The organism is Streptomyces sp. NPDC006923 (assembly GCF_040635655.1).
Taxonomy (GTDB): domain Bacteria; phylum Actinomycetota; class Actinomycetes; order Streptomycetales; family Streptomycetaceae; genus Streptomyces.
This window is the reverse complement of the sequence record NZ_JBEYIF010000001.1, coordinates 489,134-516,033: the sequence shown is the minus strand read 5'-3', so window position 1 is coordinate 516,033 and position 26,900 is coordinate 489,134. Positions and strand designations below refer to the sequence as shown.

23 protein-coding genes and 1 other RNA gene are annotated in these 26,900 nt (G+C 69.9%); 5 read left to right on the top strand and 19 right to left on the bottom strand.

What is annotated here, in order from left to right; genetic code table 11:
- Window positions 1-69: 69 nt before the first annotated feature.
- Entirely contained in the window at window positions 70-876 is an 807-nt protein-coding gene (yaaA, locus tag ABZ707_RS02325; RefSeq protein ID WP_360166327.1) for a peroxide stress protein YaaA, read from the bottom strand.
- 160 nt (window positions 877-1,036) lie between these two features.
- Here yaaA and rnpB point away from each other — a divergent pair.
- Window positions 1,037-1,437, top strand: an RNA gene (gene rnpB, locus ABZ707_RS02320) — RNase P RNA component class A.
- Window positions 1,438-1,499: 62 nt separating this feature from the next.
- On the opposite strand, the gene ABZ707_RS02315 is transcribed toward rnpB, so the two are convergent.
- The 8 genes from ABZ707_RS02315 to ABZ707_RS02280 all read right to left on the bottom strand — a co-directional run bounded on the left by ABZ707_RS02315 (window position 1,500) and on the right by ABZ707_RS02280 (window position 8,727).
- Window positions 1,500-2,897, bottom strand: a complete 1,398-nt coding sequence (locus tag ABZ707_RS02315; RefSeq protein ID WP_360166324.1) for a hypothetical protein — start codon at window positions 2,895-2,897, stop codon at window positions 1,500-1,502.
- Between the two features lie 99 nt (window positions 2,898-2,996).
- Window positions 2,997-3,302 (bottom strand): MazG-like family protein, encoded by a 306-nt coding sequence (locus ABZ707_RS02310; RefSeq protein ID WP_360166321.1) that lies wholly within the window; start codon window positions 3,300-3,302, stop codon window positions 2,997-2,999.
- Between the two features lie 85 nt (window positions 3,303-3,387).
- Complete coding sequence (locus ABZ707_RS02305; protein ID WP_360166318.1) at window positions 3,388-3,888, bottom strand: hypothetical protein; 501 nt, start codon at window positions 3,886-3,888, stop codon at window positions 3,388-3,390.
- On the bottom strand, window positions 3,885-4,826 hold the full coding sequence (locus ABZ707_RS02300; RefSeq protein WP_360166316.1) for a nucleoside 2-deoxyribosyltransferase: 942 nt from the start codon (window positions 4,824-4,826) through the stop codon (window positions 3,885-3,887). Before ABZ707_RS02300 ends, ABZ707_RS02305 begins: the two co-directional genes overlap by 4 nt.
- 35 nt (window positions 4,827-4,861) lie before the next feature.
- On the bottom strand, window positions 4,862-5,668 hold the full coding sequence (locus tag ABZ707_RS02295) for a carbohydrate kinase family protein (RefSeq protein WP_360166313.1): 807 nt from the start codon (window positions 5,666-5,668) through the stop codon (window positions 4,862-4,864).
- 24 nt (window positions 5,669-5,692) lie between these two features.
- Window positions 5,693-6,457, bottom strand: coding sequence for a hypothetical protein (locus ABZ707_RS02290; protein WP_360166310.1), 765 nt, complete (start codon window positions 6,455-6,457; stop codon window positions 5,693-5,695).
- Window positions 6,399-7,220 (bottom strand): hypothetical protein, encoded by an 822-nt coding sequence (locus ABZ707_RS02285; RefSeq protein ID WP_360166307.1) that lies wholly within the window; start codon window positions 7,218-7,220, stop codon window positions 6,399-6,401. The genes ABZ707_RS02290 and ABZ707_RS02285 overlap by 59 nt, the downstream gene beginning before the upstream one ends.
- Window positions 7,204-8,727, bottom strand: a complete 1,524-nt coding sequence (locus ABZ707_RS02280; RefSeq protein ID WP_360166304.1) for a radical SAM protein — start codon at window positions 8,725-8,727, stop codon at window positions 7,204-7,206. The genes ABZ707_RS02285 and ABZ707_RS02280 overlap by 17 nt, the downstream gene beginning before the upstream one ends.
- 528 nt (window positions 8,728-9,255) lie before the next feature.
- Here ABZ707_RS02280 and ABZ707_RS02275 point away from each other — a divergent pair.
- The gene (locus ABZ707_RS02275; RefSeq protein WP_360166302.1) at window positions 9,256-9,675 is read left to right on the top strand and encodes a PPOX class F420-dependent oxidoreductase; all 420 of its coding nucleotides are present in this window, start codon (window positions 9,256-9,258) and stop codon (window positions 9,673-9,675) included.
- A 20-nt stretch (window positions 9,676-9,695) separates the two neighbouring features.
- Here ABZ707_RS02275 and ABZ707_RS02270 read toward each other — a convergent pair whose 3' ends face one another.
- From ABZ707_RS02270 to ABZ707_RS02245, 6 genes are all read right to left on the bottom strand, one after another.
- Window positions 9,696-10,262 carry a type 1 glutamine amidotransferase domain-containing protein gene (locus tag ABZ707_RS02270; RefSeq protein ID WP_360166299.1) on the bottom strand — a complete coding sequence of 189 codons (567 nt, stop codon included), beginning with the start codon at window positions 10,260-10,262 and terminating at the stop codon, window positions 9,696-9,698.
- A gap of 94 nt (window positions 10,263-10,356) precedes the next feature.
- Window positions 10,357-11,502 (bottom strand): glutathione-independent formaldehyde dehydrogenase, encoded by a 1,146-nt coding sequence (locus ABZ707_RS02265; protein ID WP_360166296.1) that lies wholly within the window; start codon window positions 11,500-11,502, stop codon window positions 10,357-10,359.
- Window positions 11,503-11,870: 368 nt separating this feature from the next.
- Window positions 11,871-15,698 carry an NACHT domain-containing protein gene (locus ABZ707_RS02260; protein WP_360166293.1) on the bottom strand — a complete coding sequence of 1,276 codons (3,828 nt, stop codon included), beginning with the start codon at window positions 15,696-15,698 and terminating at the stop codon, window positions 11,871-11,873.
- Window positions 15,699-15,921: 223 nt separating this feature from the next.
- Window positions 15,922-17,136: a cytochrome P450 gene (locus ABZ707_RS02255; RefSeq protein WP_360166290.1), complete on the bottom strand. Its 1,215-nt coding sequence runs from the start codon at window positions 17,134-17,136 to the stop codon at window positions 15,922-15,924.
- Between the two features lie 35 nt (window positions 17,137-17,171).
- Complete coding sequence (locus ABZ707_RS02250; protein ID WP_360166287.1) at window positions 17,172-18,542, bottom strand: FAD-dependent oxidoreductase; 1,371 nt, start codon at window positions 18,540-18,542, stop codon at window positions 17,172-17,174.
- Window positions 18,526-18,741, bottom strand: coding sequence for a ferredoxin (locus ABZ707_RS02245; protein WP_360166284.1), 216 nt, complete (start codon window positions 18,739-18,741; stop codon window positions 18,526-18,528). Before ABZ707_RS02245 ends, ABZ707_RS02250 begins: the two co-directional genes overlap by 17 nt.
- Before the next feature lie 202 nt (window positions 18,742-18,943).
- Here ABZ707_RS02245 and ABZ707_RS02240 point away from each other — a divergent pair, with 202 nt between their 5' ends.
- Window positions 18,944-19,927, top strand: a complete 984-nt coding sequence (locus ABZ707_RS02240; protein ID WP_360166961.1) for an aldo/keto reductase — start codon at window positions 18,944-18,946, stop codon at window positions 19,925-19,927.
- Between the two features lie 57 nt (window positions 19,928-19,984).
- Here ABZ707_RS02240 and ABZ707_RS02235 read toward each other — a convergent pair whose 3' ends face one another.
- Window positions 19,985-20,884 carry a PhzF family phenazine biosynthesis isomerase gene (locus tag ABZ707_RS02235; protein ID WP_360166281.1) on the bottom strand — a complete coding sequence of 300 codons (900 nt, stop codon included), beginning with the start codon at window positions 20,882-20,884 and terminating at the stop codon, window positions 19,985-19,987.
- Between the two features lie 80 nt (window positions 20,885-20,964).
- On the bottom strand, window positions 20,965-21,735 hold the full coding sequence (locus tag ABZ707_RS02230) for an SDR family oxidoreductase (protein ID WP_360166278.1): 771 nt from the start codon (window positions 21,733-21,735) through the stop codon (window positions 20,965-20,967).
- A 186-nt stretch (window positions 21,736-21,921) separates the two neighbouring features.
- Here ABZ707_RS02230 and ABZ707_RS02225 point away from each other — a divergent pair, with 186 nt between their 5' ends.
- Window positions 21,922-23,568 carry an alkaline phosphatase D family protein gene (locus ABZ707_RS02225; protein ID WP_360166275.1) on the top strand — a complete coding sequence of 549 codons (1,647 nt, stop codon included), beginning with the start codon at window positions 21,922-21,924 and terminating at the stop codon, window positions 23,566-23,568.
- 61 nt (window positions 23,569-23,629) lie between these two features.
- Here ABZ707_RS02225 and ABZ707_RS02220 read toward each other — a convergent pair whose 3' ends face one another.
- A complete protein-coding gene (locus tag ABZ707_RS02220) occupies window positions 23,630-24,646 on the bottom strand; it encodes a Gfo/Idh/MocA family oxidoreductase (RefSeq protein ID WP_360166272.1) in 1,017 nt (338 codons plus the stop codon).
- A 79-nt stretch (window positions 24,647-24,725) separates the two neighbouring features.
- Between ABZ707_RS02220 and ABZ707_RS02215 the strand changes: the two genes are divergently transcribed.
- Complete coding sequence (locus ABZ707_RS02215) at window positions 24,726-26,099, top strand: Bcr/CflA family multidrug efflux MFS transporter (RefSeq protein ID WP_360166958.1); 1,374 nt, start codon at window positions 24,726-24,728, stop codon at window positions 26,097-26,099.
- Window positions 26,100-26,259: 160 nt separating this feature from the next.
- On the opposite strand, the gene ABZ707_RS02210 is transcribed toward ABZ707_RS02215, so the two are convergent.
- On the bottom strand, window positions 26,260-26,799 hold the full coding sequence (locus tag ABZ707_RS02210; protein ID WP_360166269.1) for a helix-turn-helix domain-containing protein: 540 nt from the start codon (window positions 26,797-26,799) through the stop codon (window positions 26,260-26,262).
- Window positions 26,800-26,900 lie beyond the last annotated feature (101 nt).

Here is a 26,900-nt window from a genome sequence, read left to right as displayed (position 1 = left end):
TTATCCTGCCGGGCGCCATCAGACAGCGCAACGAGCGTTGCGCATAGTGCAACGCGCCTCGCGGGGGCCTCAGTGGATCTCCGTCACCACCACGTCCAGCGCCCAGGTCCGGCCCGGTTTCGCTGGAGCGGTCGCCTCCACCACGTACCCCAGCTCCCGCAGTGCCTCCACGAGTTCCGCCGGATTCCTCGGCCGGACGCCCGCCGACAGCAGGTCCCGCACCAGCCGACCCTTGGTCGCCTTGTTGAAGTGGCTGACCACGGACCGCTTCTCCACTCCGGTCACCCTGTCGGTCTGCGTGTGCAGCACCCGTACCGTCGCGGTACGTTCGGCCAACGCGCCCTTCGGCTTCCACGCCGCCGCGTACGCGGAAGAACGCAGATCCAGTACGAGCCCCTCGCCCGCCGCCTCCGGCAGGACCGACTCCATCGGCGCGCGCCAGTGCGTGCCCAGCGCGCCGAGCCCCGGCAGCCGCACCCCCATCGAGCAGCGGTACGACGGGATCCGGTCACTGATCCGTACCGCGCCCCACAGCCCGGAGAAGACCAGCAGCGACTTCCCGGCCCGCCGTCGTGCGGCGGTGTCCAGGGTGGCCAGGTCCAGCGCGTCGTACAGCACGCCGGTGTAGATCTCGCCCGCCGGCCGTGTGCCCGCCGTGAGCAGCTCCGCGTTCTTCGCGATCTCGCCGCGCAGCCCCTCGCTCAGGCCCAGCACCTGGCGCGCCTTCTCCTCGTCCGCGGCGCACAGTGCGACCAGCTCCTCCAGCACGGCGGCCCTCGCCTCGGCCAGACCGGGCAGGGACAGGGACTCCGGCCTCAGCGGAGTGCCGCGTCCGGAAGCGGCCTTTCCTTCCGACGGCGGCAACAGCACGAGCACGGTGGTTCTCCTCGGACGGCATACGGAACGGCGGAGCGGTCCCCGCGCCAGCGTAGGTGACCTCGGAGGCCCCGGCGGACGCGCTCCCTCACGGCGCCCGGCCACCGACGCCGATGCGTACTGCCCCGCTCTCGGCGGGTAACATGGCCGACACGGCAGACGAGCCGGGCGGACGGCCGCGTCAAGATCTCTGATCTTGCCGAGGAACGTCCGGACTCCACACGGCAGGGTGGTGGGTAACGCCCACCCGGGGTGACCCGCGGGACAGTGCCACAGAAAACAGACCGCCGGGGGCTTCGGCCCTCGGTAAGGGTGAAACGGTGGTGTAAGAGACCACCAGCGTCCGAGGTGACTCGGACGGCTTGGTAAACCCCACCCGGAGCAAGGTCAAGAGGGGCCATCGGCTGATGGCCCTGCGCGGACGACCGAGGGCTGCCCGCCCGAGTCCGCGGGTAGACCGCACGAGGCCGGCGGCAACGCCGGTCCTAGATGGATGGCCGTCTCCCCGGCCGCCGCGAGGCGACCGGGCGACAAAATCCGGCGTACAGCCCGACTCGTCTGCCGCGTCCCCCGTATGAGACCACTTCGCCGGATGCGGCTGGGGCGGCTCGGGGTGAATTCATTCAGGCGGCCCCGAGGGCAGAGCGGGCTTGCCTGTCGAAGTGCTGGACGACTGGTTCGGACCGATGGGGTTCAAGGCGGGCGCGGAAATCCCTGAGGGCCTGGACGGAGCGCTCGGAGTGGACGACGCCGCCGCCCAGCCATGCGAGAGCGGTCTCGGCCGCGTCGACCGCCTGGTCCAGGCGATTCTGCTGGAGGTGGGCGGTCGCCAGCACGGCCTGGCTGATGCCCTTGCGGCGGGCGCGTTCTCCGTTGGCATGGACGGAGGCGGTGGCATGGGCCTCGGCCTGCTTGGCGTCGCCGAGGTCGCGAAAGCAGTGGGCGGCTTCGGCTTCCAGGTAATGGTGGTCGAGGTAGCGCACCCAAGGAGATTCGTGGGTGGGGCCGCGGCTGGATTCCCAGGCACTCTCGGCTGCGCGTAGTGCGGTGGCGGTGTTCTTGGGGTCGTTTCGCGCGGCGGGGCCGCGCGCGGCCATCAGATACAGGCGCATGAGCCCAAGTGGACTGCCGGCGTGCTTGGCGGTGACCAGCCCCATGCGGGCGAAGGCGACACCTTCGGAGTGATGGCCGAGGTTGGTGGCGAGATGGGACAGGCCGGCACAGATCTGGCCGCCGAGTACCTGGTCGCCGCCTTGCTGACACAGGCGAAGGGCCTGGGTCATATAGCGCTGGGCAAGTCCGTACTCGGCCGAGTCGTACGAGCACCAGCCCGCCGTGGCGGCCAGTTTGGCGGCTGCGCCGAAGAGCTGTGTCCGTTGCCGCTCGGGGAGTCGGTGCTGCTGCAGCATCGGGATGACCTCGCTGGTGAGGTAGTGGATGATCGCGCTCCGGACCTGGGAGCCGCCGTGTCGATTGTCCATCTCGTCGAACATCCAGATCATGAAGTGCACCGCCTCCACCGGTCCCTGGTCGGCAGCCGCCGCGAGATGAGGCACAGCGGAGTCGTCCAACTCGCCGAGCCACAACAGCCAGTGGCGTTGGGTGTCCGCCGCGGTAGCGGCCACGAAGGGAACAGGGCCGAGCAGACTACGTCGCGAGATGTCCAATGAGCCGAGTTCTGCGAGTGTGTGCAAAGTGGCGGCGACGTCTTCGCGATACAGCAGGGAACGCGTTCCCACGGGGGGTTCCGGCTCGGTGGTGAAGCCCAGGGCGAAGGGGCTGATGGGACGGTTCAGGCGCTCGGACAGGGCGGCGGCGATGAACTCCGGAGCCCTGCCGCGTGGGTGTTTGCCCTGGATCCATCGGGTCACGGACGCCTTGTCGTAGTGCATCACCAGTCCCTGGCGGGCGGCGAGTCCGTTCACCCGGCGGGCGAGTGCGGCATGGGAACAGCCTGCCTCGGCAAGGGCAGTGGCCAGCGGGTGACTGGTGGTGAGAGGCCCCCCGGCGTGCTCGCTCATACACCGATGATGCCTGCTGTGACGTCCCGGCTACTATGCGCATGCGCGAAACGTCCGAAGAGTGCCGACTCAGTCCGCCAGGCCGTGCCGGGAGCGGGGTCAGATGTCGCTGACGCGGATCGGCACACCGTTCTCGTTTCGTTCGTAGACGCGCTTGGTGTTCTTGTCGAGCTTGCGCTGGACCTCGGTCTGGAGGTCGACGCCATTCATCTCGGCGAGGGCCGTGAGATAGAGGAAGACATCGGCCAGCTCCTCGCCGAAGTCGGGCAGGCGTTTGCGCCAGGCCGTGAAGGCTTCGCCGACTTCGGCGGTGAGCAGGCCGAATTCCAGGGCGGCATCTGTGGTGTTGAAGCCCTTGTCCAGCTTGTTGTCCCAGGCCAGCTTCTGGGCGGATCGGATGTCCAAGACTCCTCCGTCGCAGACGGTACGGCAGTTGCTGCCGCAGCCTAGCGAGGACGCTGGGGCGTCATGGCGGGATGTGAGCTAACTGTCATCCGGTTGAGGGGAGTTCCTCGATACTCGTGTCGATGGTGAGAACGGGAGCGTATGAGGTGATCGTTTCGAAGGTGCGGTGGTAGGCACTGACGATCGCGGTGAGTTCGGACAGATCTTCAGCCGTGCCGTCCCGTTCGAGCAGGCGGGCACGGATCACTGTCGGTGGAGCGGTGAGGTGGAGGAAGACGCCGTCGCGGGCGGCGACTGCCTCGGCGAGGTCGAATGCCTGGGCCCAGGTGAGCCGGGAGCGTCCTCGGCGCAGCGGGCCGTAGACGAGTTCGCTGATGAAGCAGCGGTCCAGGATGAGGCGGCCGGGCTGTTGGAGCAGGTCGCGGTAGCGGCCGGCGAGGTCGAGGTGGTCGGGGGTGCGAAGAGAGTGCACCGTGTTGAAGTCGTGGGTCCGGGCGAGGTGAGTGGCGATGGTGGACTTCCCGGTGCCGTCGCAGCCTTCGAGGATGATGGTCCGGTAAGCGGCTGCCTCCTCGGCGGCGCTCATACGCCCGTCCATGCGGCGAGGTCCGCGGCGCTGGTGATGTGTGCGCCGGAGGCGTATTGGATCATCAGGTTGCGCCAGTTCGGTTCCCGGCCGTGCGCGTGGGTGAAAACGGGACGCGGCTGATACGCGGCGACTTGGCGCCCGAGTGCGGCAGCGGCTCCGATCAGCACGGCGGCTCCAGGCGGTGTTTCCGGGCCTGAAACGTCAGCGACGAACACCTCTGATGCCGTGGCGGCGGCCCAGTCGTTCCGTACGGCAGCCATCGCGTCGGTGGCGCTCAGACGGGTAGCTGTACGCAGCGCGTATCCGGCACGGGTGAGGACGCCACCGATCGCGGATTCCCCGCCTCCATAAGGGGAGGGCTCGACGAACGCGGTACGCGGCCGAGCACCGGAAACCGGAAGGGCCGTGGTCCGGTGGGCGGACACGCCCAAAGTGGCGTCGACCGTCTCCTTCACCGTACGTTCGATCTGCTCCCTGTTGCGCTCCTCAAATGCCTCGAAGCGGCTGATGCCTAGCGTCGAGGACGGGGAACCCAGTCGCTCTCCCCTCACCACCCGACTGGCAAGGCACTCCACCAAGGGGTCGGGGAATGACAGTGGCGTGCCGGCTCCGGTCATGGAGTAGGTCTGGAAGTCGGTGGTCATCACGATGACGGGTGTTCCGAGCGCTCCGGCATAGCCGATCTCCATACACACTCCGTCGTCCAGGCTGGGTCCGTGGAGGATCGCGATCATGGCGGTCAGGCGGCAGAGCCGCTCGCGGTCGAGCTCGAACAGGCGACGGCCCTTGGCCTGGGCCACCAAGTCCTCTTCGTCGGTGTCGCAGAATGGCAGGAAGACGTTGTCGGCTCCGACTTCGTTGGCCAGCCGGTCGGCGAGTCGGGCCGCCAGGGCACGATCCTGGGCGGCGAAGAGACGATGGGCTACGTAGTACACCGTGCGGCTCCCTTCTGAAGCTCTGAAGCGGATCTTCAGCGCCGATGCGGCGGTGACACGAGGACATGCGCGGAGGCGGCGGCGACGGCAGCGCGCAGGGCCGTTCTGTCGTCGTGGCCGGCGATACGGTGGGCGAGGAAGGTACCGGCCAGTGTGTCGCCGGCACCGGTGACCTCCTCCGGAGCGGCGGTCGGCGGCATGACCGTAAGGACGTCTCGCCCTTGCTCGAGGAGATGAACGGCCTGCGGACCGTTGGAAACGATCACTGTTCGCAGGCTGCTGATGTCGACCTGGCGTGCCAGCACTCGGTATTCGTCAGCGTTGGTGAAGACGATGTCGGCGTGAGGGAGCAGGTGTGCGGTTCGGGCAAGCGTGTGCTCGATACTGCTGACGATGAAGTCCACACTGAAGGAGGAGCCGCAGGCCGAGAGGGCTTGCAGGACAGGGGCCGCGTCGAGCGGATGGCGGCAGCAGACGTGATACCAGTCGTGCGGGTGTCGGGCCACGCGGGCAAGTGCGTGTGCGGTGAGTTGCTCGGCGACGCCGTAGGCGGCGGTTACCCCGACGAGCCGGTCTTCGAGGTCGTATTCCATGGCGAAAGAAGTGGAGCGGCCGGGCTTGGCGAGTAGAGCCGTCAGGTCCACTTGTGATGCGCGAAGGACGGCCGGCACATCGTCGCGCAGATCGTCGCCGATCACGGAGACCGGCGTGGCGCGGGCCCCCGCGCGTGCGGCGGCGACGGCCACGTGAAAAGCCGCACCCCCGAATCGTTCGCTGCCCCTGCCGTCCGGATAGCACGTGTGGTCGCGGGATATGTTGCCGATCACGGAAAGGCGCCGCATGATCCCCCCGAAGTCGGTGAGCGCCTACGGCGACGTGTGATCGCAGTCGATCGCTGTCGCGCATACCGGGCGCTCTCGGCAGAGACGGTCCGCCGGCCGGTTGAGATACAGGCGCTTGAAGTAGATGAGCACCAGGTGAGCGCACCAGGTCGGCAGCGCATCGGCCGGAATGGTGACGGCGTACCTCTGATGTCCGATCAGACTTCGGATGTCTTCCGCCCGAGCCCGGACCGCGCCTTCGAGGAGGTGCCGCAGATGTTCGTGTGCGACAGGACCGCCGGGAAGGTCCAGACCCAGCACGGGGGCGAGTTTGGTGACCATCCCGGAGTCGACCGGGATGATGCCGCAGTGGTAGCCACGGGCGTACAGCAGGGCACACTGCGCGACCTTGTACGAAGCACCGGAAACTTCCTCGGCGAACCGCTGGATCAGGGCGCTGTGGTCGGCGTCCCGGGCGAGCGGATCGACGCTGTCCTTCGCCCACCGTTCGGTCAGCTCGCTGAGTGACCGGAAGTAGTCCACACGGGCACGTGTCAGCCCGAGCGGGGTGACGAGTTCGGCCAGTTCGGCGTCGGTGCCTGCCGCGAGCGCGTCGAAGCCGGCGGCGTTGGCCGCGGTGATGACGCCCGAGTAGGTGCCGATCATGCGGTACGAAACTCTGGTGGACCATCCGGCGGCCAGCATCCGCAGACGTGTGTCGCTGACCGACAGTGGCCACCAGCGGTTGTTGTCATGGTTCGCCTCGACCTCCTGTCTGACCTCCGGCAGCGCGGCGGCGCGCTGGACCAACCGGAGGATGCGTGTGCTCTGTTGCCGGGTGGGCTTCGGGGGCGTGGCGACCGTCATGGCGGACTCCGGTGGCGAGGCGGGCGGCGTAGAGGGCCATGGCCACGTTGGAGGACACGACAGGTTTGTCCAGTACGGCTTGGATCTCGCCCAGCAGTTCCTGGGTGTGCCAGCCCGTGCACGACAGAACCAGCGCCTGCGCGACTTTCAGCCCTTCCGGCGGGATTGCCCGCACCACACTACGGATCTGATCCGGCGTCACGCTGGGATATCCGTCCTCCAGGTCGAGCGCCGACCACTCTGTCACCTCCACCCCCGCTCGTCCCAAGGCGTCGGCCTCGGCCCGGGTGACGTCCTTCGGATACGGTGCACTCAGGGCCACACGTTCGGCACCCAGCAGGCGAAGCGATTCCCGCAGCACGTCGAACGCGGTTACCACGCCGGTCGGCAGCGGCGTGTCGCTGGTGAATCCGGCCGAGGTACAGGCCAGCAGCACACCGTCGAGCGGGATGTGGGAGAGCGACTCCATCGCTGGGGACGCCGCCTCGCGCAGTCCGTGCCAGAAGGCGTCGTCCACCGCTGTCGTCCTGCTGGCCGGTACCAGCCGGGCGAAGTGGAAGACCACATGGCGCAAGCCGAAACGTGGCAACTCCGTCTCGACCGCGACATTCGCCCACGGCAGCAGCACCCCGACATGAGCCGTCCGGAGTGCCCGTTCGTCGTACTCGGCGAGCAGCCGCAGCGGGTCTTCATACGGCCGCCGCACGGCGCTCCCCGTAGATCACCCGTGAGGCATGCCCAGTGACTGTCAACTCCGCCGGTGTGCCGATCGGTTCGGTAGTACCGCGTTCAATGATCTGGATGGAGTACGAGCCCAGCCGCCGGTACCACGTCCCGCCAGTGCTGACAAAAAACGCGTGCAGGCCCGGAAGCCGCAGCCCCGTCGGGTACACGCGTTCCTTCATCGGCTGATCCCACAAGTGATCGATGTCTGTCTTCCAGGAAGCGAAACGCTCCGCTGACGGAGGCGGGTCCGACTCGTGGAGAGCGGCGAGTGGGGTACCGGGGAAAGCGCGTGCCTGGCGGACATTGGTGCGGTGGCACAGCCATCCGGCGTCCAGGATCTGCTGCAAGCCGGTGAGGTTGGCGATGTGGGTGCGGGGAGTTTCACCCGGCAGGCCGTAAAGGAGATTCAGTCCTGGGAGCAGCTTGGGCAGCCCGCCCGGCCCGCGCTCGGCGCCGGCCTCGTTCACATGCTCCACCGCGCGCATCAGCACCTTCGGAGTGCAGGTCAGAGCATTCCGCTCGATCACTGCCGGGTCGAAGGACTCCATGCCCATGGGCGCGCAGTTTCCCTCGGTGCAGTAGTCGGCGATCAGCTTCGCGATCCGCTTGCCTGCGGGAGAAGCCACCGCGAGGGGGTCGGCGTTGTCAATGTGCAGCACTTCCAGTTCCGGGCAGACCTCCCGGATTCCGCCCAGCAGTGCGGTGATGGCTCCGTCGTCGCGGCCTTGATAGGAGAAGAAGCAGGTTTGCTGGCCAAGCCTGAAGTTGCGTACCCCGGCCTCATACAGCCGCCGCACCTCGTCCAGGACGTCATCCACCTCCCGGAACTCGACTGACGCCGACTTCACCGGCTCGTTGCAGAAGCTACAGAATCGCTTGCGGGTGCAGCCCCGGTACAGTTCGATCTCAGCGATCGGCCGCCACCGCATCTGCTCCACCAACCCGGAGTACGAGCCGCGATCCGCTCGGAGCCGGTCATACGGCGCCGCTGACCGGCTGCCGAGGGCCAGGTCTCCTGAGGTCACCGAGTGTGTGTGGGCGGCGTCGAACAACCCGGCGAACGCTGCGGGCTCGGCCAGCGCGTACGTGGCCATGGGGCCCAGCAGATACCGGCGGTCCCGGGTACAGGCGAGCGCGCGAGCGATCTCCTCCAGTGTGCCGTTGACCGCGTGCAGATGCACCGAGGGCACCTTGTCACCCGCGACCACCACCACCGCTCGCGCGTCCCGGAGAAGCCGGATCGCGTCTTCGCGGTTCACCGTCGACGAGTAGGTCAGCGGATCGCTCAGCGGCGGTTCCACTCCCGGCCGCCCGTCGGCCAGGCACCACCGCACATCGTCGATCGTGAGGTACCGCACCTGCGCGTCCGGCCAGGCGCGGCTCAGCGCGTCGTACGCGGCCCGTACATATGTCGACACATACGGCGGCACCCCCAGTCCGCTGGGTTCAACGGTGTAGCAGTCCAGGACCACGACGTGTTTCCCCATCCGGTCTCTCCCTTCCCGTGACCGGACCACTGGGCCGGTCGCACACCCAGTCTCAGGAGAGACCGGCGGGCGCCCCAGTACGCGTCGAGGTTGCCCGGTTGCACGGTGGTTGCACGGATGTCCTCGGCAGCTTTTCGGCTATGTCCTGATGCTTTGTGCGAGCGAGCACAATCGCCTCGATAGCCCAGGACGCGCTTCCTCGCAGATCTGGGCACTCGGCACCGCTACCCGCTGCGGGGGCCCGTACGGCGAAGAGGCACGACGGTGGGGCACACACGACGAAGGCCCCCACCGCGGTGGGGGCCCTGATGTCGCCTGCTCGACTGCGCCGGGGGGGGCCGGCGGCGGGATTCGTACCCGCGTCGTGTGATCACTGTAGCGGTCGGTGCCGGAGCGTGGCGGGAGGCTCGGCGGCGTGTCGGCGCCGGCCGGAAGCGGGCGGTGCCGGGGAGCGGACCCGGGGCAGGACAGGGATGATCATGGTGGTGATCCGCACGGACACGTACATCGCGTCAAGGAGGGTGTCCCATGTCAAAACCGCCGCTTCCCGAAGAGGCCGTCGCTCTGCTGTCCAAGGCCAACCCGTCCGTCATCACGACCCTGCGCTCGGACGGCCAGCCGGTGTCCACCGCCACCTGGTACCTGTGGGAGAACGGCCGCGCGCTGGTCAACATGGATGAGGCACGCAAGCGGCTGGACCATATCCGCAACGATCCCCGGGTGACCCTCACGGTGCTCGACGAGGGCAACTGGTACACACACGTCAGCATCATCGGCCGGGTCACCGAGATCAGTGAGGACGAGGGCCTGGTCTACAGCGACCGGCTCGCCCAGCGGTATCGCGGGGGGCCCTACCCGGAGCGGAGCCGCCGGCGGATCAACGCATGGATCGAGGTCGACCGCTGGCACGGCTGGGGCACCCTCAAGGACACCGGTCAGCCGGGCTGAGCGCCCGCGTGGCGCGGGGGTCAGGCCGCCTGCGGCTGGCGGGACTCGGCGAACCGTTCGACGATCGCCGCGCAGAAGGCCGGCAGGTCGTCGGGGGAGCGGCTGGTGATGAACTGGCGGTCGATGACGACCTCCTCGTCGACCACCTCGGCTCCCGCGTTGCGCAGGTCGGTGCGGATGCTGGGCCAGGAGGTCAGCCGCAGTCCCCGGATGACGTCGGCCTCCGCGAGAGTCCACGCGCCGTGACAGATGGCGGCGATGGGTTTGCCGGTCGCGACGAACGCCTTCACAAAGGCGAGGGCGTCGGGGTCCATCCGTAGCTGGTCGGGGTTCATGGTGCCGCCAGGCAGCACCAGCGCGTCGTAGTTCTCGGGCTTGGCGTTGGACACCAGGCGCTGTACGGGGAAGCTCCCGGCCGGGTCCATGTCGAGCTGGCGTGCCAGGATGTCGCCGTCGTGAATGGAGAGGAGTTCGGTGCGGGCGCCGGCGCCGAGCAGGGCGCCGCGTGGCTCTTCGAGCTCCACTCGCTCGACTCCGTCGGTGGCCAGGATGGCCACGGTGCGGCCGTGCAGTTCGTGGTGTGTCATGAGGATTCCTTGTTCGGCCCCGTGGCGCGGGGGAGTTGGCGTAATGCCGTCGCCGTGAGCGGACGTCGATGGGGCCGCCCGCGCATGGCGTGGATCAGAAGGACGGATGCATGACGACCTTGGTCCAGCCGTCGTCGCGAGCGTCGAAGTGCTGGTAACCCTCGGGGCCCTGGGCCAGCGGCAGCTCGTGGGAGACGAGCCAGGACGGCTTGGCCTTGCCCTGCTCGATCAGGTCGCAGAGCTGACGGTTGTACGCCTTGACGTTGGCCTGGCCGTTGCCCACGGACTGGCCCTTGAACCAGAACAGCCCGTAGTCGAAGGCGACTTCGCCCTCCTTGTAGAGCTGGTCGGGGCTGCCGGGGTCCTGCGGGACAAAGATGCCGACCACGCCGATGGTGCCGGTGAACTTCACGGAGTGCACCAGATTGTTCAAGGTGAGGTTGGGGTGCTCGCGGCCGTGCGAGTCGTGTGCCTGATAGCCCACGCACTCACAGCCCCGGTCCGCGCCGAGTCCCTTGGTCTCCTCGTTGACCCGGTCGATGGGCGACGTCTTGGAGTCGTCGATCGGGATCGCCCCGATCTCCTCGGCCAGCTTCAGGCGGTCCGGATGGCGGTCCACGACCATGACCTTGGATGCGCTCTTGAGGGTCGCGGACAGGGCGGCCATCAGCCCGACCGGCCCGGCGCCGTAGATCACCACGGTGTCTCCGGGCTGCACGTTCGCCAGCTCCGTGCAGTGCCAGCCGGTGGGGAAGATGTCGGAGAGCATCACATAGTCGGTCTGCTTCTCCCACGCCTCCTCCGGCAGCACGAGGCAGTTGTGGTCGCCGTAGGGCACCCGCAGCAGTTCGGCCTGCCCGCCGTCGTACGGGCCCATGTCCGCGAAGCCGTACGCGGCGCCGGCCATCTTGGGGTCGTCCGGGGTCGTCAGACAGAAGGCGGTCAGGCCCTTCTCACAGTTGCGGCAGAAGCCGCAACTGATGTTGAACGGCAGACAGACCAGGTCACCGACCCGCACTCGGTCCACGGCGTCACCGATCGCGACGACCTCGCCCATGTTCTCGTGGCCGAAGATCCGGCCCCTCTCGAAGTCGGTGCGGCCCTCGTACATGTGCAGATCGGAACCGCAGATATTGGTGGTGGTGATCCTCACCAATACGTCCGTCGGGCGCTCGATCTTCGCGTCCGGCACTTCCTTCACGCTCACCGAGCGCGGTCCTTCGTACACGACTGCCTTCATGGTGTACTCCCTTCGCTCCACCGCCCGTGTGCGCGTCCGCCGCTGACTGTTCTCGCGGCACAGACTCTTCGCGGCACAAAGTGGTGGTGTTGTTGGCGAGACACACAGCCGGTAGGGAGGCGCTTCCGTGCCCGCCGCGCGAATCCCCGCGAAGGGCGCGAGCGCTGCGGTGTCGCCGGGGGCGGCTGCGGTGTTGTGTTGTGTGCCGGCCGTCCGGGCGGCGAGACACACCTCTTCCCTCCAGCGTCTCACCAGGGATCCGCCTGTCAAAGCGGAGCGGAGGCCGCGTCCCGGGAGGAGGCCCTCTTCCCACGGCCCGCCCACCCCGGGCCGGTCACCGTGAACGCAACGCGCTCAACGCAGCGCGCTCAGCCGCCGAACGTGTCGTGGATATGGTTGGCGGCCTCGGGCGGGCAGTCCGGACGTCTGGCCAGCGCCAGACTGCGGTGCCCCGGAGTGCCCGACTCCACGCGCGCGAAGCACTCCGCGATGGCGTACTTGTTGGCACTCGACGCGGCGGTCCAGAGCTGCTGCTCCAGCGCCGACAGCACCTGGGGACACCGCAGGCCCGCTGTCTCCAGCAAGGAGGCCAGGGAGCGCCGTGACCGGCCGCCGATCCTCCCCGAGTCGACGCGTGTGACGACCTCGGTCACCAGCTCGGTCACCTGGTCGTCGCTGAGATGCCGGAGCCCGAGGGCCGCGACCGCCTTGGTGCAGAGCAGGAAGAGGGCGGGAAGCTGCGTCCTTCGCCGGGGAGCGGAATCCGGCCGGAGACCGTCCATCACGATGTCGACATAGGTGGCGACCACGCCGGTCGCCACTGCTGCGTCGAGTCCCGGGGGATGGTCGAGCGCTATGAGGAGATCGAGCAGCGCGCCCTGCACCTGGGCATCGGCGTCGCGCTGGGCCCAGGTGACCAGATGGCCGCTCACGGCCACACCGTGCCGGGCCGGCAGCGGAGCGAGCGGTGCGGTCTCCGCCAGGCCCCTGGCCACCGTCCGTACCGCGTTCGAGTGCGGCGACTCCAGCAGACCGAACAGCCAGTCGACGGCGTCCGAGTGCGGCTCGGCGGCGGCCAGCTCCGGGAGCGCGTTTATTACGGCCCGTGCGGCCGCCGAAACGGCCTTGGCGCTCTGCCCCGTGAGCAGCTCCGTCCCGACCCAGTCGCGGGCTTCGGCGGCGTAGAGCGCGATGGTCCCCTCCAGCCGCGCCCTTCTTACCCGGTCCTCCGCCTTGTCCGTACACAGCACACGGAGTTCCTCTTTCATCTCGGCCACCTGCCGCCTGCTCAGGATGAGGAGGAAGCCGTCGAAGCTGCTCTGCAACACCGTGCGGACCGGGGCATCGCCTTGTTCCGCCCGTTCCACCATGTCCTGGAGGGTGGCCGCTCTGGCACGCAGAAGACCGATGTCGCCACCGCAGAGTTTGATCGTGGCCGGCCACACCCGTCGTGGTTCGGCCGACGCGTAACGGTCGAGTACGGCGATCAGGGCCCGCCGTTCCCCGGCCGGAAGCAGCGGGGCGACATGGCTCGCCACCGAGCAGACCGAGCCGAGCGCGTTCGCGGTGAGTCCGTCGCCGACGCCCAGAAGCATCCGGCCTATCAGCTCAGGACTGGCGTCGGCGATCCTCTTGGCGGCGTTGGTGTACCGGACGCGGGCAACATCCGCGGGGCCGGCCACGGTGTCGAGCAGCTTCTGGGCGGCCGTCTCGTCCCGGCACAGCTCCGCGGCCAGCCTCACCTGACACGCGTCCCAGCGCGCCGGAAGATCCGTTTCCAGCATGTCGGCCCAGCCGGGCCAGCGGACCTCGCTCCGGAACGCGGTGTCCTCCCAGCTCCGCACCAGGATGGCGGTCGCGTGCTCCACCGCGCCCTGCGGGCACGGCAGCCGCACCGCCTTCACCAGCAGGGAGCGGTCCAGCGCCGGATCCCCGGGGCCGGTGGCGACCAGGCTCATGACCTCGGCACGAGCGGCGTCGGGCAGCGTCTCGTACGCGTCGACCAGCACCCGCACCATGGCGGGCCCGGACGGCGAGACCTTGACCGTCTGGGACAGCAGCCTGCTGATGACGGACGACACCACGGCGTGTCCGAGCTTCCCGGGGCCGTCCCCGATCCCGGTGACCACCCGGCGCAGCGCCTGCGCCTGCTCCTCGGGGCGGCTGTTGAGGATCAACGACGCGGCGGCGATGCCGACGCCCGAGAGGTCCTTCGCCGTCTCCGCGCCCGCCGCGCACATCAGCAGAGTGTCGAGGGAGACGCCGACACACTCCGGGGGGCTCTTGTCCAGCACACTGACACTGGTCAGCAGGGTGTGCGGCGACTGTGCCCACACTCTCTCCGAGACCTGCTTCACCAGAGGGGCGGAGCCCCGGTTGAAGGCGCCGAGGAAATGGGTCCGCGCGCCCTCCACCGAGTCGCACGGGACCGCCTCGGCCATGAGTGCGTAGCGGTCGGCGTTCATCGTCATCATCAACAGGTGCTTGGCGACGGGCCAGTAGGCCGGGGAAGCCGACCGGAGATCCGTAGCGAGCCGCGCGAGGTCCTCGTCCGCCCCGGTACGCACGAGGAGACGGGCGACGGCGAACTCGGCGTAGGTCTGGTGGAAGAACGCGTAACGGCCCGTGGTCTTTGTCACCACACCATCGCTGAGCAGGCTGTTCAGCGCGCCCGGATCGGTGTTGGCCAGGTCTCCGGTGACGGACTCCACAAACCTGGAGGTGCTGGCGGCCCACACCTCGGTGGCGAGCCCCTCGGCGGCGGCCTCCTGCGCGGTGGCGGCCGCGCCGCCGCGCCCCCGGCGGTCCTGCGCGATACGCCGCTCCCAGTACTGCTCGTACAACTGCGTGACGGTGAGGTCCTCCGGGATTCCGCCGGACTTCGCGTAGATGTCGCAGGCCATGGCCAGTCTCAGCGGTGAAGCGCAGACGTCCCGCACCCGGCGGCCGTTCCTGTCGGTCACCAGGCTCGCCAGGAACGTCCGCCGCTTTCCCTCGTCGAGGTCCGACGACCGGAGATACGCCTCCGCCCACCGGCCGATCTCCGCCACCCCGAGGACCGGCATACGGTAGAGAGACCGCGCGATCTCGCCGTCGCTGCCCAGATACGTGCCCCACTCCTGCTCGCGGCAGGTGATGACCAGTTCGCACCGGCGCGCCAACTGCCGCAGGAGATAGGCGATGTCGTCCGCGTTGACATCCCGCACCACGAGATCGAGGGTGTCGACGAGGAGACGGACCCGGTGGTGCGCGGCGAGCGCGGCGACGATGCCGGTCAGCGGCGGAGAGTCGCGGGAGTCGACCAGCGCGTTTCCCAGCGCGCGGTCCAGGGACTCCAGGTCCGACAGATCCGCCGACGCGGGAACGCGCCCGCACGGAAGGAAGAGGGTGCGGGCGCCGCTGTCCTCCTCGTCCCGCGCCAGGGCGTCGTAGACCTGGCCGAGCAGCACACTTTTGCCGTATCCGCCGTCCCCGACGATGACAAGGGGCGCTCTCAGCCGGGAGAGGGGGACCCCCAGCTTGTCCGTGAGACCGGCCAGCCGGTCCATGGTCGGCATGATGTCCGGCCATACGACGGACCGGGCCTGACGGCTGCTCGACTCCACGGCTGCCAGCAGCGGGTCCGGTGTGCCGGTGCCGGGCGGGTCCGGACGGAGCACCGCCGAACGCGGCCTGGGTGGCAGCCGGGGCAGCGCGCCGAGCGGGGGCTTGAGGTACTCGGGCTGATCGGTCATCACCCGGACCAGCTCTTCGATTCCCGCCGGAGTGATCTCCGGGACCGTGACGCGCCGCAGCCGCTCCAGATCGGGCGGCACGTCGTCCTCGTCCACCCCGGGCAGGAGGACGATCACGCATTTGTTCTGGACGATGTCCTGGTTTCTGGTGAAGAGCCCCTTCAGCGTGTCCGCCTCGACCACCACACCGGCGCCTTCACGCGGGTCGTTGTGTCCCTGCCACCGCTCGCTCCACGCGGAGCTGATGACAATGAGCACGAAGTCGCACTCCATGACGAACCGCTGGCCCTGCCGGGTCCAGTCGGTGAGGCCGGGCGCCCAGAGATCCAGTTCGGCGTCGATGCCGTGTGCGATGAGAAGCTCCGCGAAGCCGACCACCGATTCCCGCCAGGCGGCCGTCCGCGCGCTGTCCCAACGGCGGTCCTTGTGCGCCCAGCTGATCAGCGCGCGCGGATGGTCCACTCCTCGCTCCCCCTTCTCCGCCTCTCGGGGCGGCGCCCTGACACGGCGTCAGCCCCGGTGGTCCGGCACCCTCACAGGGTAGGGCGCCCGTGCCGCCGGGACCATCGCGGTCCCGCGTCGGGGAGGGCGCGCGGACGCGGCGTAGGAGAACGCTGCCGGGCGCGGTGCCGGGGCACCCGAGCCCGGCACGACCCGGCGAGCGGCCCTACGGTCCCGCCAGGCCCTACGACCCCGCCGCGCCGAACCCGACCGCGAGATGACGCGGGCCGCGCAGGATGGCGCTGCGCCGGTACGGAGGCGGGTCTTCGATCAGGCGGGGACTGTCGAGGTGCCTGATGAGCTGGGTCAGCGCGATCTGTGTCTCGACCCGGGCGAGCGGTGCGCCGAAGCAGTTGTGGACGCCGCTGCCGAAGCCGAAATGCTGGTTGTCCTCACGGGTCGGGTCGAAACGGTCGGGATCATGGAAACGCTTGGGGTCACGGTTGCCGGAGGCAATCATGAGGACGAGGGGCGCGCCCTTGGGCACGAGGGTGCCCGAGACGTCGATGTCCGCCAGCGGAGTGCGCTGCGGCAGCATCTGTACGGGCGGCTCGTAGCGGAGGAGTTCCTCCACCGCCCTCGGCATCAGCGAGGGCTGCCGGCGCAGCCGCTCCAGTTCCTCGGGGTGGCGCAGCAGAGTGAGCATGCCATTGGTGATCAGGTTGACGGTCGTCTCATGACCGGCGATGAGCAGCAGGACGGACGTGGCCATCAGCTCCGTCCTGGTGAGGTGTCCCTCGGAGCCCTCGTCGTTGACATACGCGGAGAGCATGTCGTCGGACGGGTGCCCACGGCGTCTGTCCGCGAGCTCGCCCAGATACAGGCCCATCGCCTGCCGGGCCGCCACGCCCGCACGCAGGCGCTCGGCGGAGTCCTCGTCGGAGACGGGGTCGATTCTGGCGATGATGGTGTCCGACCACGCCCGGAAGAGGGGCTCGTCCTCGCGTGGTACGCCCAGAAGCCGGCAGATCACGGTGACGGGCAGCGGGTAGGCGAAGTCGTCGACGAGGTCGATCCGGTCCTTGCCCCGGAAACCGGCGATGAGTTCCTCGGCGATCCGGGTGATGCCGCCGCGCATGGCGTCGACCCGGCCCGGGGTGTGGGGCGGGCCGAAGGGCCGCATCGCGAGGCGGCGGAGCCGGTCGTGCTCGGGGTCGTCGACCGAGATGAACGCGGGCTCCAGGTCATAGGCGTCCTCGTCCGGGTTATTGAGCTTGCGGCGGTCCGAGCTGATCCGGGGATCGTGGAGCAGCGCCGCGATGTCGTGGTAGGTGCCGACCACATAACTGCCGTCGTCCTGGCGTGCGACCCGGCTCTGCCGCAGCTCGGCGTAGAGCGGATAGGGATCGGCGCGGTTGGCGTAGTCGGTGATCCGGTGGAGCAGTGTGTCGCCGGCCATGGGAGACGCTCCTTGTCGGTGGAGGTGCGGGCGCTTCAGTCGGCGTGCCGCACCAGGGTGAGGCGCCGGTCCGGCAGATAGCCGGTGAGCGCGACGGTGGGTCCGTGCGAGAGCACCTTCGGGTCCAGTACGTCGGAGGGGACGGGGCCGGACGTGTCGGGACGGTCGGCGGCGCCGGGCTCGGGCGGGAAGGGCGCCGCCGTCTCGACCTGGTTCTGGTAGTACTCCAGCCACTTGGTCCGGTTCACACTGACCGCCGCGGTGACCCGTCCCCGGTAGCCGTAGACGGCGACGAGCCGGGCCTCCTTGAGGGAGCCCTGGGCGATCACCACCTGGTCGGAGAAGGTGGGTACGCCGATGGACTTGATGTTCAGGCCGAACTGGCTGGACCAGAAGGCCGGCATCGCCAGATGCGGACGCCGCTCCGGCCCCGGGTTGACCATGTTGTGGGCCGCGACCTCGGCCTGCGCGACGGCGTTGCCCCAGTGCTCCAGGGAGAGCATCTGGTACTCGAAGAGCGGATGCGGGAAGCGGGCCACGTCACCGGCGACGAAGACGTCGTCGGTGACGATCCCGTACATGGTGAAGGCCCGGCATCCGGCGTCGCAGGTCACTCCGAGCGGGCCCGCGGCGAGCCCCGACTCGGCCAGCCATTCGGTGTTGCGGACGGCGCCCAGGGCGACCACGGCGATGTCGGCGTCGATCCTGCTGCCGTCGGAGAGGGTCGCACCGGTCAGCCGGTCGGTGCCTTCCAGCGCCGTGACGGTCACTCCGCAGCGCAGGTCGACACCATGCGCGAGCTGCACCTTCGCGGCGAGCGCGGCGAAGGCTCCGCCGAGCGCGCCGACCAGCGGCGCGGGGCCGCGCTCGGCGACCGTCACCTCAAGACCACGCTCCCGGCAGGCGGAGGCGATCTCCGAGCCGGTGAATCCGGCGCCGATCACCAGAACCCGGCGCGGCCCGGCGTCGAGCCGTGCGGCGAGACGGCCCGCCTCGTCGCTGGTGCGCAGCGTGAACACCCCGTCCAGGGCGCCCTCGGCGGGGTTCGGCCAGGGCCTGGCCCGGGTTCCGGTGGCGATCAGCAGCCGGTCGAACGGCAGCTCCTCACCGTCGGCGAGGAGGACCCGTTTCCCGACCGGGTCGACGCCGGTGGCCCGTACCCCGAGCTTCCAGCGCGCGTCCACCGCGCGGCGGCGCGGCAGCCCGGTGTCCCCGGCGGCCACGCGTCCGAGCAGCACCTGTTTGGACAGCGGCGGTCTGTCGTACGGAGGATGCGGCTCGTCGCCGACCAGGGTCAGCGAGCCGGTGAAGCCCTCCGCGCGCAGAGTCTCGGCGGCCCGCAGCCCGGCCAGCGAAGCACCCACGATGACGATCCGGCAGCCGCGCAGCTCACCGTTGCCCGGCATCGGCGCCCGCCTCCTCGCCGACGAGGATGGCCTGCACCGGACAGGCCGCCGCGGCCTCCGCGACGCGTTCGTACTGGTCCTCGGGCACGACGGGGCTGTACAGCAGGGCCTCCTCGCCATGCATCTCGAACACCTGGGGAGCGAGGAACGCGCACTGTGCGTAGCCCTGGCATCGATTGAGGTCGACGACGACGTTCATCCCGAGCCCACTCCTCCCACCGCGACGCCCGTGATGTCCGTCCTACTACCGATCGGGCGACGGCGCGGAGGGTGCTGCTCCGTCCGGGTGATGGCTGAGGGTGACCGGCCGGGGACCGCCGTCCGCGCGGGCCGCTCCGGGGCGCACCGGGCCTGTTGTCTTCGTGTGCGCTCCAACTCCTAGCGTGGTGCCCATGGAAGCCATGGAGAACAGAACGCTGGGACAGAGCGGAATCACCGTGAGCGCGCTCGGCTTCGGCTGCTGGGCGATCGGCGGTGAGTGGCAGGACAGCCGGGGCAATCCGCTCGGCTGGGGCAAGGTCGACGACGAGGAGTCCGTCGCGGCGATCCGGCGGGCCCTCGACCTCGGGATCACCTTCTTCGACACGGCCGATGTGTACGGCACGGGCCACAGCGAACGCGTACTCGGCCGCGCCCTCCGGGGGCGGCGGGACGAGGTGGTGATCGCGACCAAGTGGGGCAACACACTGGACGAGAGCACCCGGACCCTCACGGGCACCGACGACACCCCCGCGTACGCCCGGCGGGCCCTCACCGCCTCACTGCGCCGGCTCGGCACCGACCGTGTCGACCTCTATCAGCTTCACCATTCCGACGCCCCGCTCGACCGGGCCGCCGAACTCCGCGACGCCTGCGAGGAGTTCGTACGCGAGGGGCTGATCCGCGCGTACGCCTGGAGCACCGACGACCCGGAGCGGGCGGCGCTCTTCGCGGAGGGGCCGCACTGCGCGGCCGTCCAGCACGCCTGCAATGTCCTGGAGGACACGCCGGAGATGTTCGGCCTCTGCGCCGAGCGCGGCCTCGCGAGCATCGTCCGCAGTCCGCTCGCGATGGGCCTGCTCACCGGGAAGTACCGGCCCGGTGCCCGGGGCGCGGCCGGGGACATCCGGGCGGTGCCGCCGTCCTGGCTGCGGTGGTTCGGCGAGGGCGGAGTGCCGTCGCCCGAGTGGTCCGCGCGGGTCGACGCCGTACGGGACGTCCTCACCGAGGACGGCCGCACCCTCGCGCAGGGCGCGCTGGCCTGGCTGTGGGCGCGCAGCCCGCACACGGTGCCGATCCCGGGCTTCCGCTCGGTCGCGCAGGCCGAGGAGAACGCGTGCGCCCTCGCGTTCGGTCCGCTGCGGGAAGGGCAGCTCCAGGAGATCGCCGCGCTGCTCGCCGTGTGACGCCCGCCCGGCGCCGGAACAGTGCCCCCCGGAGCGGACCCGACCAACCGGACCCGGCTACCGGACCTGGCCACCGGGCGGCTCCGGGATCCGGGCCCCCGCGCCGCTCACCCGGACGCGCGGGTCACCGGCCCGCAGCTCCACGGTCAGGACGCCGGGACGGCCCAGGTCCTCGCCCTGGTGCAGGGTGAGCACCGACTCCTCGGGGACGGCGGCGAGTTCGCGGAGGTACGCGCCGAACGCCGCCGCCGCGGCTCCCGTCGCCGGGTCCTCGACCACACCGCCCACCGGGAACGGGTCGCGCACATGGAAGACCGTCGCGGACTCCCGCCAGACGAGCTGAACGGTCGTCAGATCGAGGCGCCGCATCAACGCCTCCAGGCGGTCGAAGTCGTACGAGAGATCCGCCAGCCGGGCCCGGGTCGCGGCGGCCAGGACCAGGTGGCGGGCTCCGGCGAAGGCGATCCGGGCCGGCAGCGCCGGGTCGAGATCCGCGGCGGGCCAGTCCAGGGCGGCGAGCGCCTCCCGTACGTCCTCCCCGGCCACGCCGCCGACCCGCGGTTCCACGCTGGTGAGGGTGGCCCGCAGCGTCCCGTCCTGCTCGGTGACCGTGACCGGCACGGTCCCGGCGCGGGTCTCGAAGACCAGGTCACCGGGCCCGATCCGCTCCGCCAGGGCCACGGCGGTGGCGATGGTGGCGTGTCCGCAGAACGGGACCTCCGCCCGGGGGCTGAAATACCTGACGGTGAACGCCCGGCCCGGCGCACCGAGCCCCTCGGGCGGCTCGGTCAGAAAGGCGGATTCGCTGTATCCCAGCTTCGCCGCGACGGCGAGCATCTCGTCGTCACCGAGCCCGGCCGCGTCCAGCAGGACACCGGCGGGATTACCGCCCCGGGGATCGGTGGAGAAAGCGGTGTACCGGAGGACATCGGCGGAGGCGCCGGTATGCGGTCTCATGACGGGCCAACGGCGCCGGCGGCCACACGCATTCCCGCGCGGGCATCACGGCGCAGGAGGGCGGGCGTGCCCGGGGGTCCTCAGCCCCGGCCCACGAAGGGCATCGCCGTCGCCAGCACCGTGGCGAACTGGATGTTCGCCTCCAGCGGCAGCTCCGCCATGTGCAGCACCGTCCTGGCCACGTCCGCCACGTCCATCACCGGCTCCACCGCCAACTCGCCGTTCGCCTGCGGCACTCCGCGGCGCATCCGCTCCGTCATGTCGGTCGCCGCGTTGCCGATGTCGATCTGGCCGCAGGCGATCCGGTACGGACGGCCGTCCAGCGACAGCGACTTCGTGAGCCCGGTCATGCCGTGCTTCGTGGCGGTGTAGGCCACCGAGTCGGGCCGGGGGGCGTGCGCCGAGACCGAGCCGTTGTTGATGATCCGGCCGCCCTGCGGACGCTGAGCCCTCATCAGCCGGAACGCCGCCTGAGCGCAGAGGAAGGTGCCGGTCAGATTGGTGTCGAGGACCTTCCGCCAGGCCGAGTACGGCAGGTCCTCCAGCGAGATGCCGCCGGGGCCGAAGGTGCCCGCGTTGTTGAAGAGCAGGTCGAGCCGGCCGTACCGCTCACTCACCGCGGCGAACAGCGCGTCGACGTCCTCGGGGCGTGAGACATCGGTGCGCACGGAGAGAACGTCACCGCTCATCTCCCGGGCCGTCTCCTCCAGCGTCTCGCTGTGCCGCCCGGCGAGCGCCACCGACCAGCCCGCCTCACCGAGGAGCCGCGCCACCGCCCGTCCGATGCCCGAGCCCGCCCCCGTCACCACGGCGAACTTCCGCTTGATGTCGTTGTTCCGCATGGCGTCCATGGCTACGCAGCGTACGTGAGGTACAACTGTGGGCGCAGCTGGGCCGTGTCCGGACAATCTTCGCGGGCCCGGAACGTCTGACACGGCGCAATCATCCATTCGCCATATTGATGTTGTGTACGCGACATAGGGCGCCTCCGCCCCCCGCTGTGATGTATGCGACAAACACCACCAGGGGAGGGGCATATGACACCTGTTCAGCGCCGCACGGCGGGCACCCACGCGCCGGAGCTCAGAGCCGCCGCCGCACATATCGCGCGCCGCCGGTTCCTGACCGGCACCGCGGCCGCCGCCGCCCTCGCGTTCGCTGTCGACCTCCCGCGCACCGGCACCGCGAGCGCCGCCGAACTGGACGCCAGGAAGATCGCGGAGAATCCGTTCACCCTCGGCGTCGCCTCCGGTGACCCGCGCCCGGACGGCGTGGTGCTCTGGACCCGGCTCGCGCCCCGCCCCTACGAGCCGTACAGCGGGCTGCCGACGAGCCGGGTGTCCGTGCGCTGGGAGCTGGCCCGCGACGCGAACTTCCGCCGGATCGTCTTCCGCGGACACACGCAGGCGCATCCGGAGCTGCACCACAGCGTGCATGTCGATGTCCGGGGGCTGGCCTCCGACCGGGTGTACTACTACCGCTTCCGCGCCGGTACCTGGCTCAGCCCCGTCGGCCGCACCCGCACCGCGCCGCTGCGCACCGCGCGGATCAGCTCGCTCAGGTTCGCCGCGGTCTCCTGCCAGGCGTACCACGACGGCTACTTCACCGCGTACCGGCACCTCGCCCAGGAAGACCTCGATGTCGTCTTCCACCTCGGCGACTATCTGTACGAATACGCCGTGACCTCCTCCGGCGGCGCCCGCGCCTACACCGACCGCCGGCTGCCCGCGCACTTCAACCGCGAGACGGTCACGCTGGAGGACTACCGGATGCGGTACGGCCTCTACAAGTCGGACCCCGACCTGATGGCCGCGCACGCCGCGCATCCGTTCGTCGTCACCTGGGACGACCACGAGACCGAGAACAACTACGCGACGGGGACGCCGGAGAACGACGTGCCGCCGGAGGAGTTCCTGCTGCGCAGGGCCGCCGCCTACCGCGCGTACTGGGAGAACCAGCCGCTGCGCAAGCCGCAGCAGCCCAGGGGACCCGACATGCGGCTCTACCGGCGGCTGAGCTTCGGGCGGTTCGCGCAGTTCGACATCCTGGACACCCGGCAGTACCGCTCCAACCAGGCGTACGGCGACGGCTGGCAGACCCCGGGCCCCGAGTCCGAGGACCCGTCGCGCACCCTGACCGGCGAGACCCAGGAGCAGTGGCTGCTGGACGGCTGGCGGACGTCGGGTGCCACCTGGAACGTCGTACCGCAGCAGGTGACCTTCGCCCGGCGGCGCAATCTCTCGACGCCCGACTTCAAGCTGTCGATGGACTCGTGGGACGGCTACCCGGCCTCCCGGCAGCGGCTCATGGACGGGGTGGAGCGGTCCGGCATCAAGAACTTCATGGTGCTGACCGGCGATGTGCACACCGGTAACGCGTACGACCTGAAGAAGGACTGGAACGATCCGGCTTCGCGCACGCTCGGCACCGAGATCGTGGCGACCTCCATCGCCAGCGGCAAGGACGGCAAGGACAAGCCGCTCGACTGGGCCGCGCACATGGCGGCCAATCCGCACATGAGGTTCTACAACGGGCGGCGCGGCTATGTGACCGTGACCCTCGGCGAGCGCCAGGCCCGGTCGGACTTCAAGACACTCTCCGCCGTCACGAAGTCCGGCGCCCCGGTCACCACGGCGGCGTCGTTTGTGACCGAGGTGGGCGACCCGGGCCTCAAGCCGGCCTGACGGCGGCGCCCGGGTACCGCCCCTCCGGCAGACCGGCACACCGTCAGGCGCAGCCGGCCGGTCAGCCGGTCGGCCCGTCCACCGGGAAGCGGACACCGACGCGCTCCCGCACCGCGTCGAGCGTACGCATCACCGCGAGCGTGCCGTCCAGCGGCACCAGCGGTGATTCCGTCTCGCCGGTCCGCAGGCAGCGCATCACCTCGGCCGCCTCGTGCTGCATCCCGCGCAGTCCGCTCGCGGCCGTGAACTCCTCGGGCTCGGCGCCGCTCCGGTGCAGGACGAACCGCTCCGGGTCGAAGAAGCCGGCCGGTACCTCGATCCGGCCGGTGGTGCCCGTCACCGTCGCGGTCCTCGGGGTCTCGCCCGTCACCGAGCAGGACAGCAGCGCCGTCGCCCCCGAGTCCCAGCCGAGCAGAATCCCGGTGTTGAGGTCCACGCCCTCCGGGGAGATCAGCGCGTCGGCGTGCACACGGTCGGGCTCGCCCAGCAGAAGCTGCGCGAAGGACACCGGATACACCCCGAGGTCCAGGACGGCGCCGCCGCCGAGCGCGGGGTCGCGCAGCCGGTGCTCCGGGGCGAAGGGGCCCTGGAGGCCGAAGTCGGCCTGGACGGTCTGGATCTCACCGATCGCCCCGTCCCGTACCAGCTCCACCAGGCGCAGGATGACGGGGTTGCAGTAGGTCCACATGGCCTCCATGAGGAAGAGGTCCCGCTCCCGGGCGAGCGACACCAGCTCGCCGGCCTCCCTGGCGTTGAGCGTGAACGCCTTCTCGCACAGCACCGGCTTTCCGGCGGAGAGGGCGAGCCCGGCGGCGGCCCGGTGCGCGGAGTGCGGAGTCGCGACGTAGACGACATCCACGTCCTCGTCGGCCATCAGCCCGGCCCAGTCGCCATGGGCGCGGGCGATCCCGAACCGTCCGGCGAACTCCCGCGCGGAGGCGTCGCTGCGCGAGGCCACCGCGACGACCTCGGCGTCCGCCAGCTCCAGCACATCGGCCGTGAACCGCGCCGCGATGCCGCCCGTCGCCAGCACGCCCCAGCGCACGGCTCTGTCCTGTACCACCTGTCCGGCTGCCATATCCGCCCCATTAAAAAGGTCTCGACCACTCTCGCTGAGCTGAGAGCATAGGTAAGGATTCAACGACATGGAGATGCGGATGCCGGACGGCGGGCAGACCACCGAGGGACGTAAAGGACATATACCTTCAGGCCGACGCCTGTCGGAAGAGGTGCCGGCCCAGCGTCCGGGACCGGCCGGGGCTCCGTCAGCCACCCACACGACCCCGCCCGTGGCGGCCGCGCGCGGGGTCGGACTGCTGGTCACCCTGGTCCTCGGCGGACTCACCGCGCTGCCGCCGCTCTCCATGGACATGTACCTCCCGGCGCTGCCCGAGGTCACCCGCGCGCTGAACTCGCCCGCCGCGACCGTCCAGATCACCCTCACCGCCTGTCTGACGGGCATGGCCCTCGGCCAGATCGTCGTCGGACCCATGAGCGACAAATGGGGCCGGCGCAAGCCCCTGCTGCTCGGCATGGTCGTCTATGTCCTCGCCACGGCCATCTGCGCGCTGGCCCCCACCACGGAACTCCTCATCGGCTTCCGCCTCCTCCAGGGGCTGGCCGGAGCGGCGGGCATCGTGATCTCCCGCGCGGTGGTGCGCGACCTGTACGACGGCGTCGAGATGGCGCGCTTCTTCTCGACGCTGATGCTGATCTCCGGCGTCGCGCCGGTCATCGCGCCCGTCCTGGGCGGCCAGGTGCTGCGCCTCACGGACTGGCGCGGCATCTTTGTCGTCCTGACCGTGATCGGCGCCCTGCTGACCCTGGTCGTCTGGAAGTTCCTGCACGAGACGCTGCCGCCGGAGAAGCGGCACAGCGGTGGCGTCGGCGAGGCGCTGCGCACCATGCGGGGCCTGGTCGCCGACCGGGTCTTCACCGGTTACATGCTGGCGGGCGGGCTCGCCTTCGCCGCGCTGTTCGCGTACGTCTCCGCCTCGCCGTTCGTGGTGCAAGAGATCTACGGTGCCTCGCCGCAGACCTTCAGCCTGCTCTTCGGCGTCAACTCCATCGGCCTGATCGCCGTCGGCCAGATCAACGGCAAGGTGCTGGTCGGCCGGGTCAGCATGGACCGGGTGCTGGGCTTCGGTCTGGTCGTCATCACCCTCGCCGGGCTGGCGCTGCTGCTGATGACCTCCGGGGTGTTCGGGACCGTGGGGCTCTTCCCGGTGGCGGCGGCCCTGTTCGTGCTGATGTCGGCGATGGGCCTCGCGATGCCCAACACCAACGCCCAGGCGCTGATGCGGACCCCGCACGCGGCGGGCTCGGCCTCCGCCCTCATCGGTACGTCGTCGTTCCTGATCGGCGCCATCGCCTCACCGCTCGTCGGTATCGCGGGGGAGGAGACCGCGGTCCCGATGGCCGTCGTCCAGCTTGTGTGCGCGGTTGGCGCGGTCGCCTGCTTCCTGGGCCTCGTACGTCCCTGGCAGCACCAGCGCCCCATGGAACAGCACGCCCAGCCCGCCGGCGCCTGACCCGGCGCCCGGCCGCACCGCTCAGCCGCGCCAGGGGACCTCGATCCGCCGCCGGGAGCCGTCGGCCGCGTCGTACACATCGAGGGAGACGAGGGAATCCGGAGGGGGGCGGGGCGGCGGACCGTCACCGGCCTGCCCGCCGGGGATTGCGGGACGACTCTCAGCCGAGTTCGCTGCTCAAGACGGCGAGTACGTGTGCTCGCTGGACGCGGCGTATCGCGGAGGGGGTCTGTCCCGATGCCAATAGCTCGTCGATGAGAGTGATGTGCACGGTGGCCAGCAAGACGTGCGCCAGGTATTCGGCGTCCTCGGTTGTCAGTGTGGGCATGGCCTCCGTCGCGGTCCGCGCCAGCAGGTCCCGCATCCACCGGTATTGCTCGCTTTGCAGGAGTCCTGCCGTGGCGACTTCCCGGGCTCTCAGCAGGTTGCGGTTGTCGAGCTTGAAGGTGAGCACCGCGTCGAGGAAGGCCACGGCCCGCTCCCGCGCCGGGGCTCCGGGCCCAAGCGGCGGGGGGCCGTTCTCCACCTGGTCCCGCAGATCCTGGGCTTTGGTGGCCCACAGGGCGTCCAGCAGGCCGTCGCGGCTGCCGAAGAGCCGGAAGATCGTCCCTTTCCCGACATGGGCCGCCGCTGCGATGTCATCCACGGAGACACCGCTGACGTCGGCTCCGGCGAAGAGGCCGTCCGCGGCGGCGAGCACGACGGCAGGCGATGTCGAAGGGCGGCCCCGCCTCCGTCCGAGAATTTCGGACTGATGGTCCGTATTGATGTTAGGCTGCTCAGGACACACAGGTTCGAAAC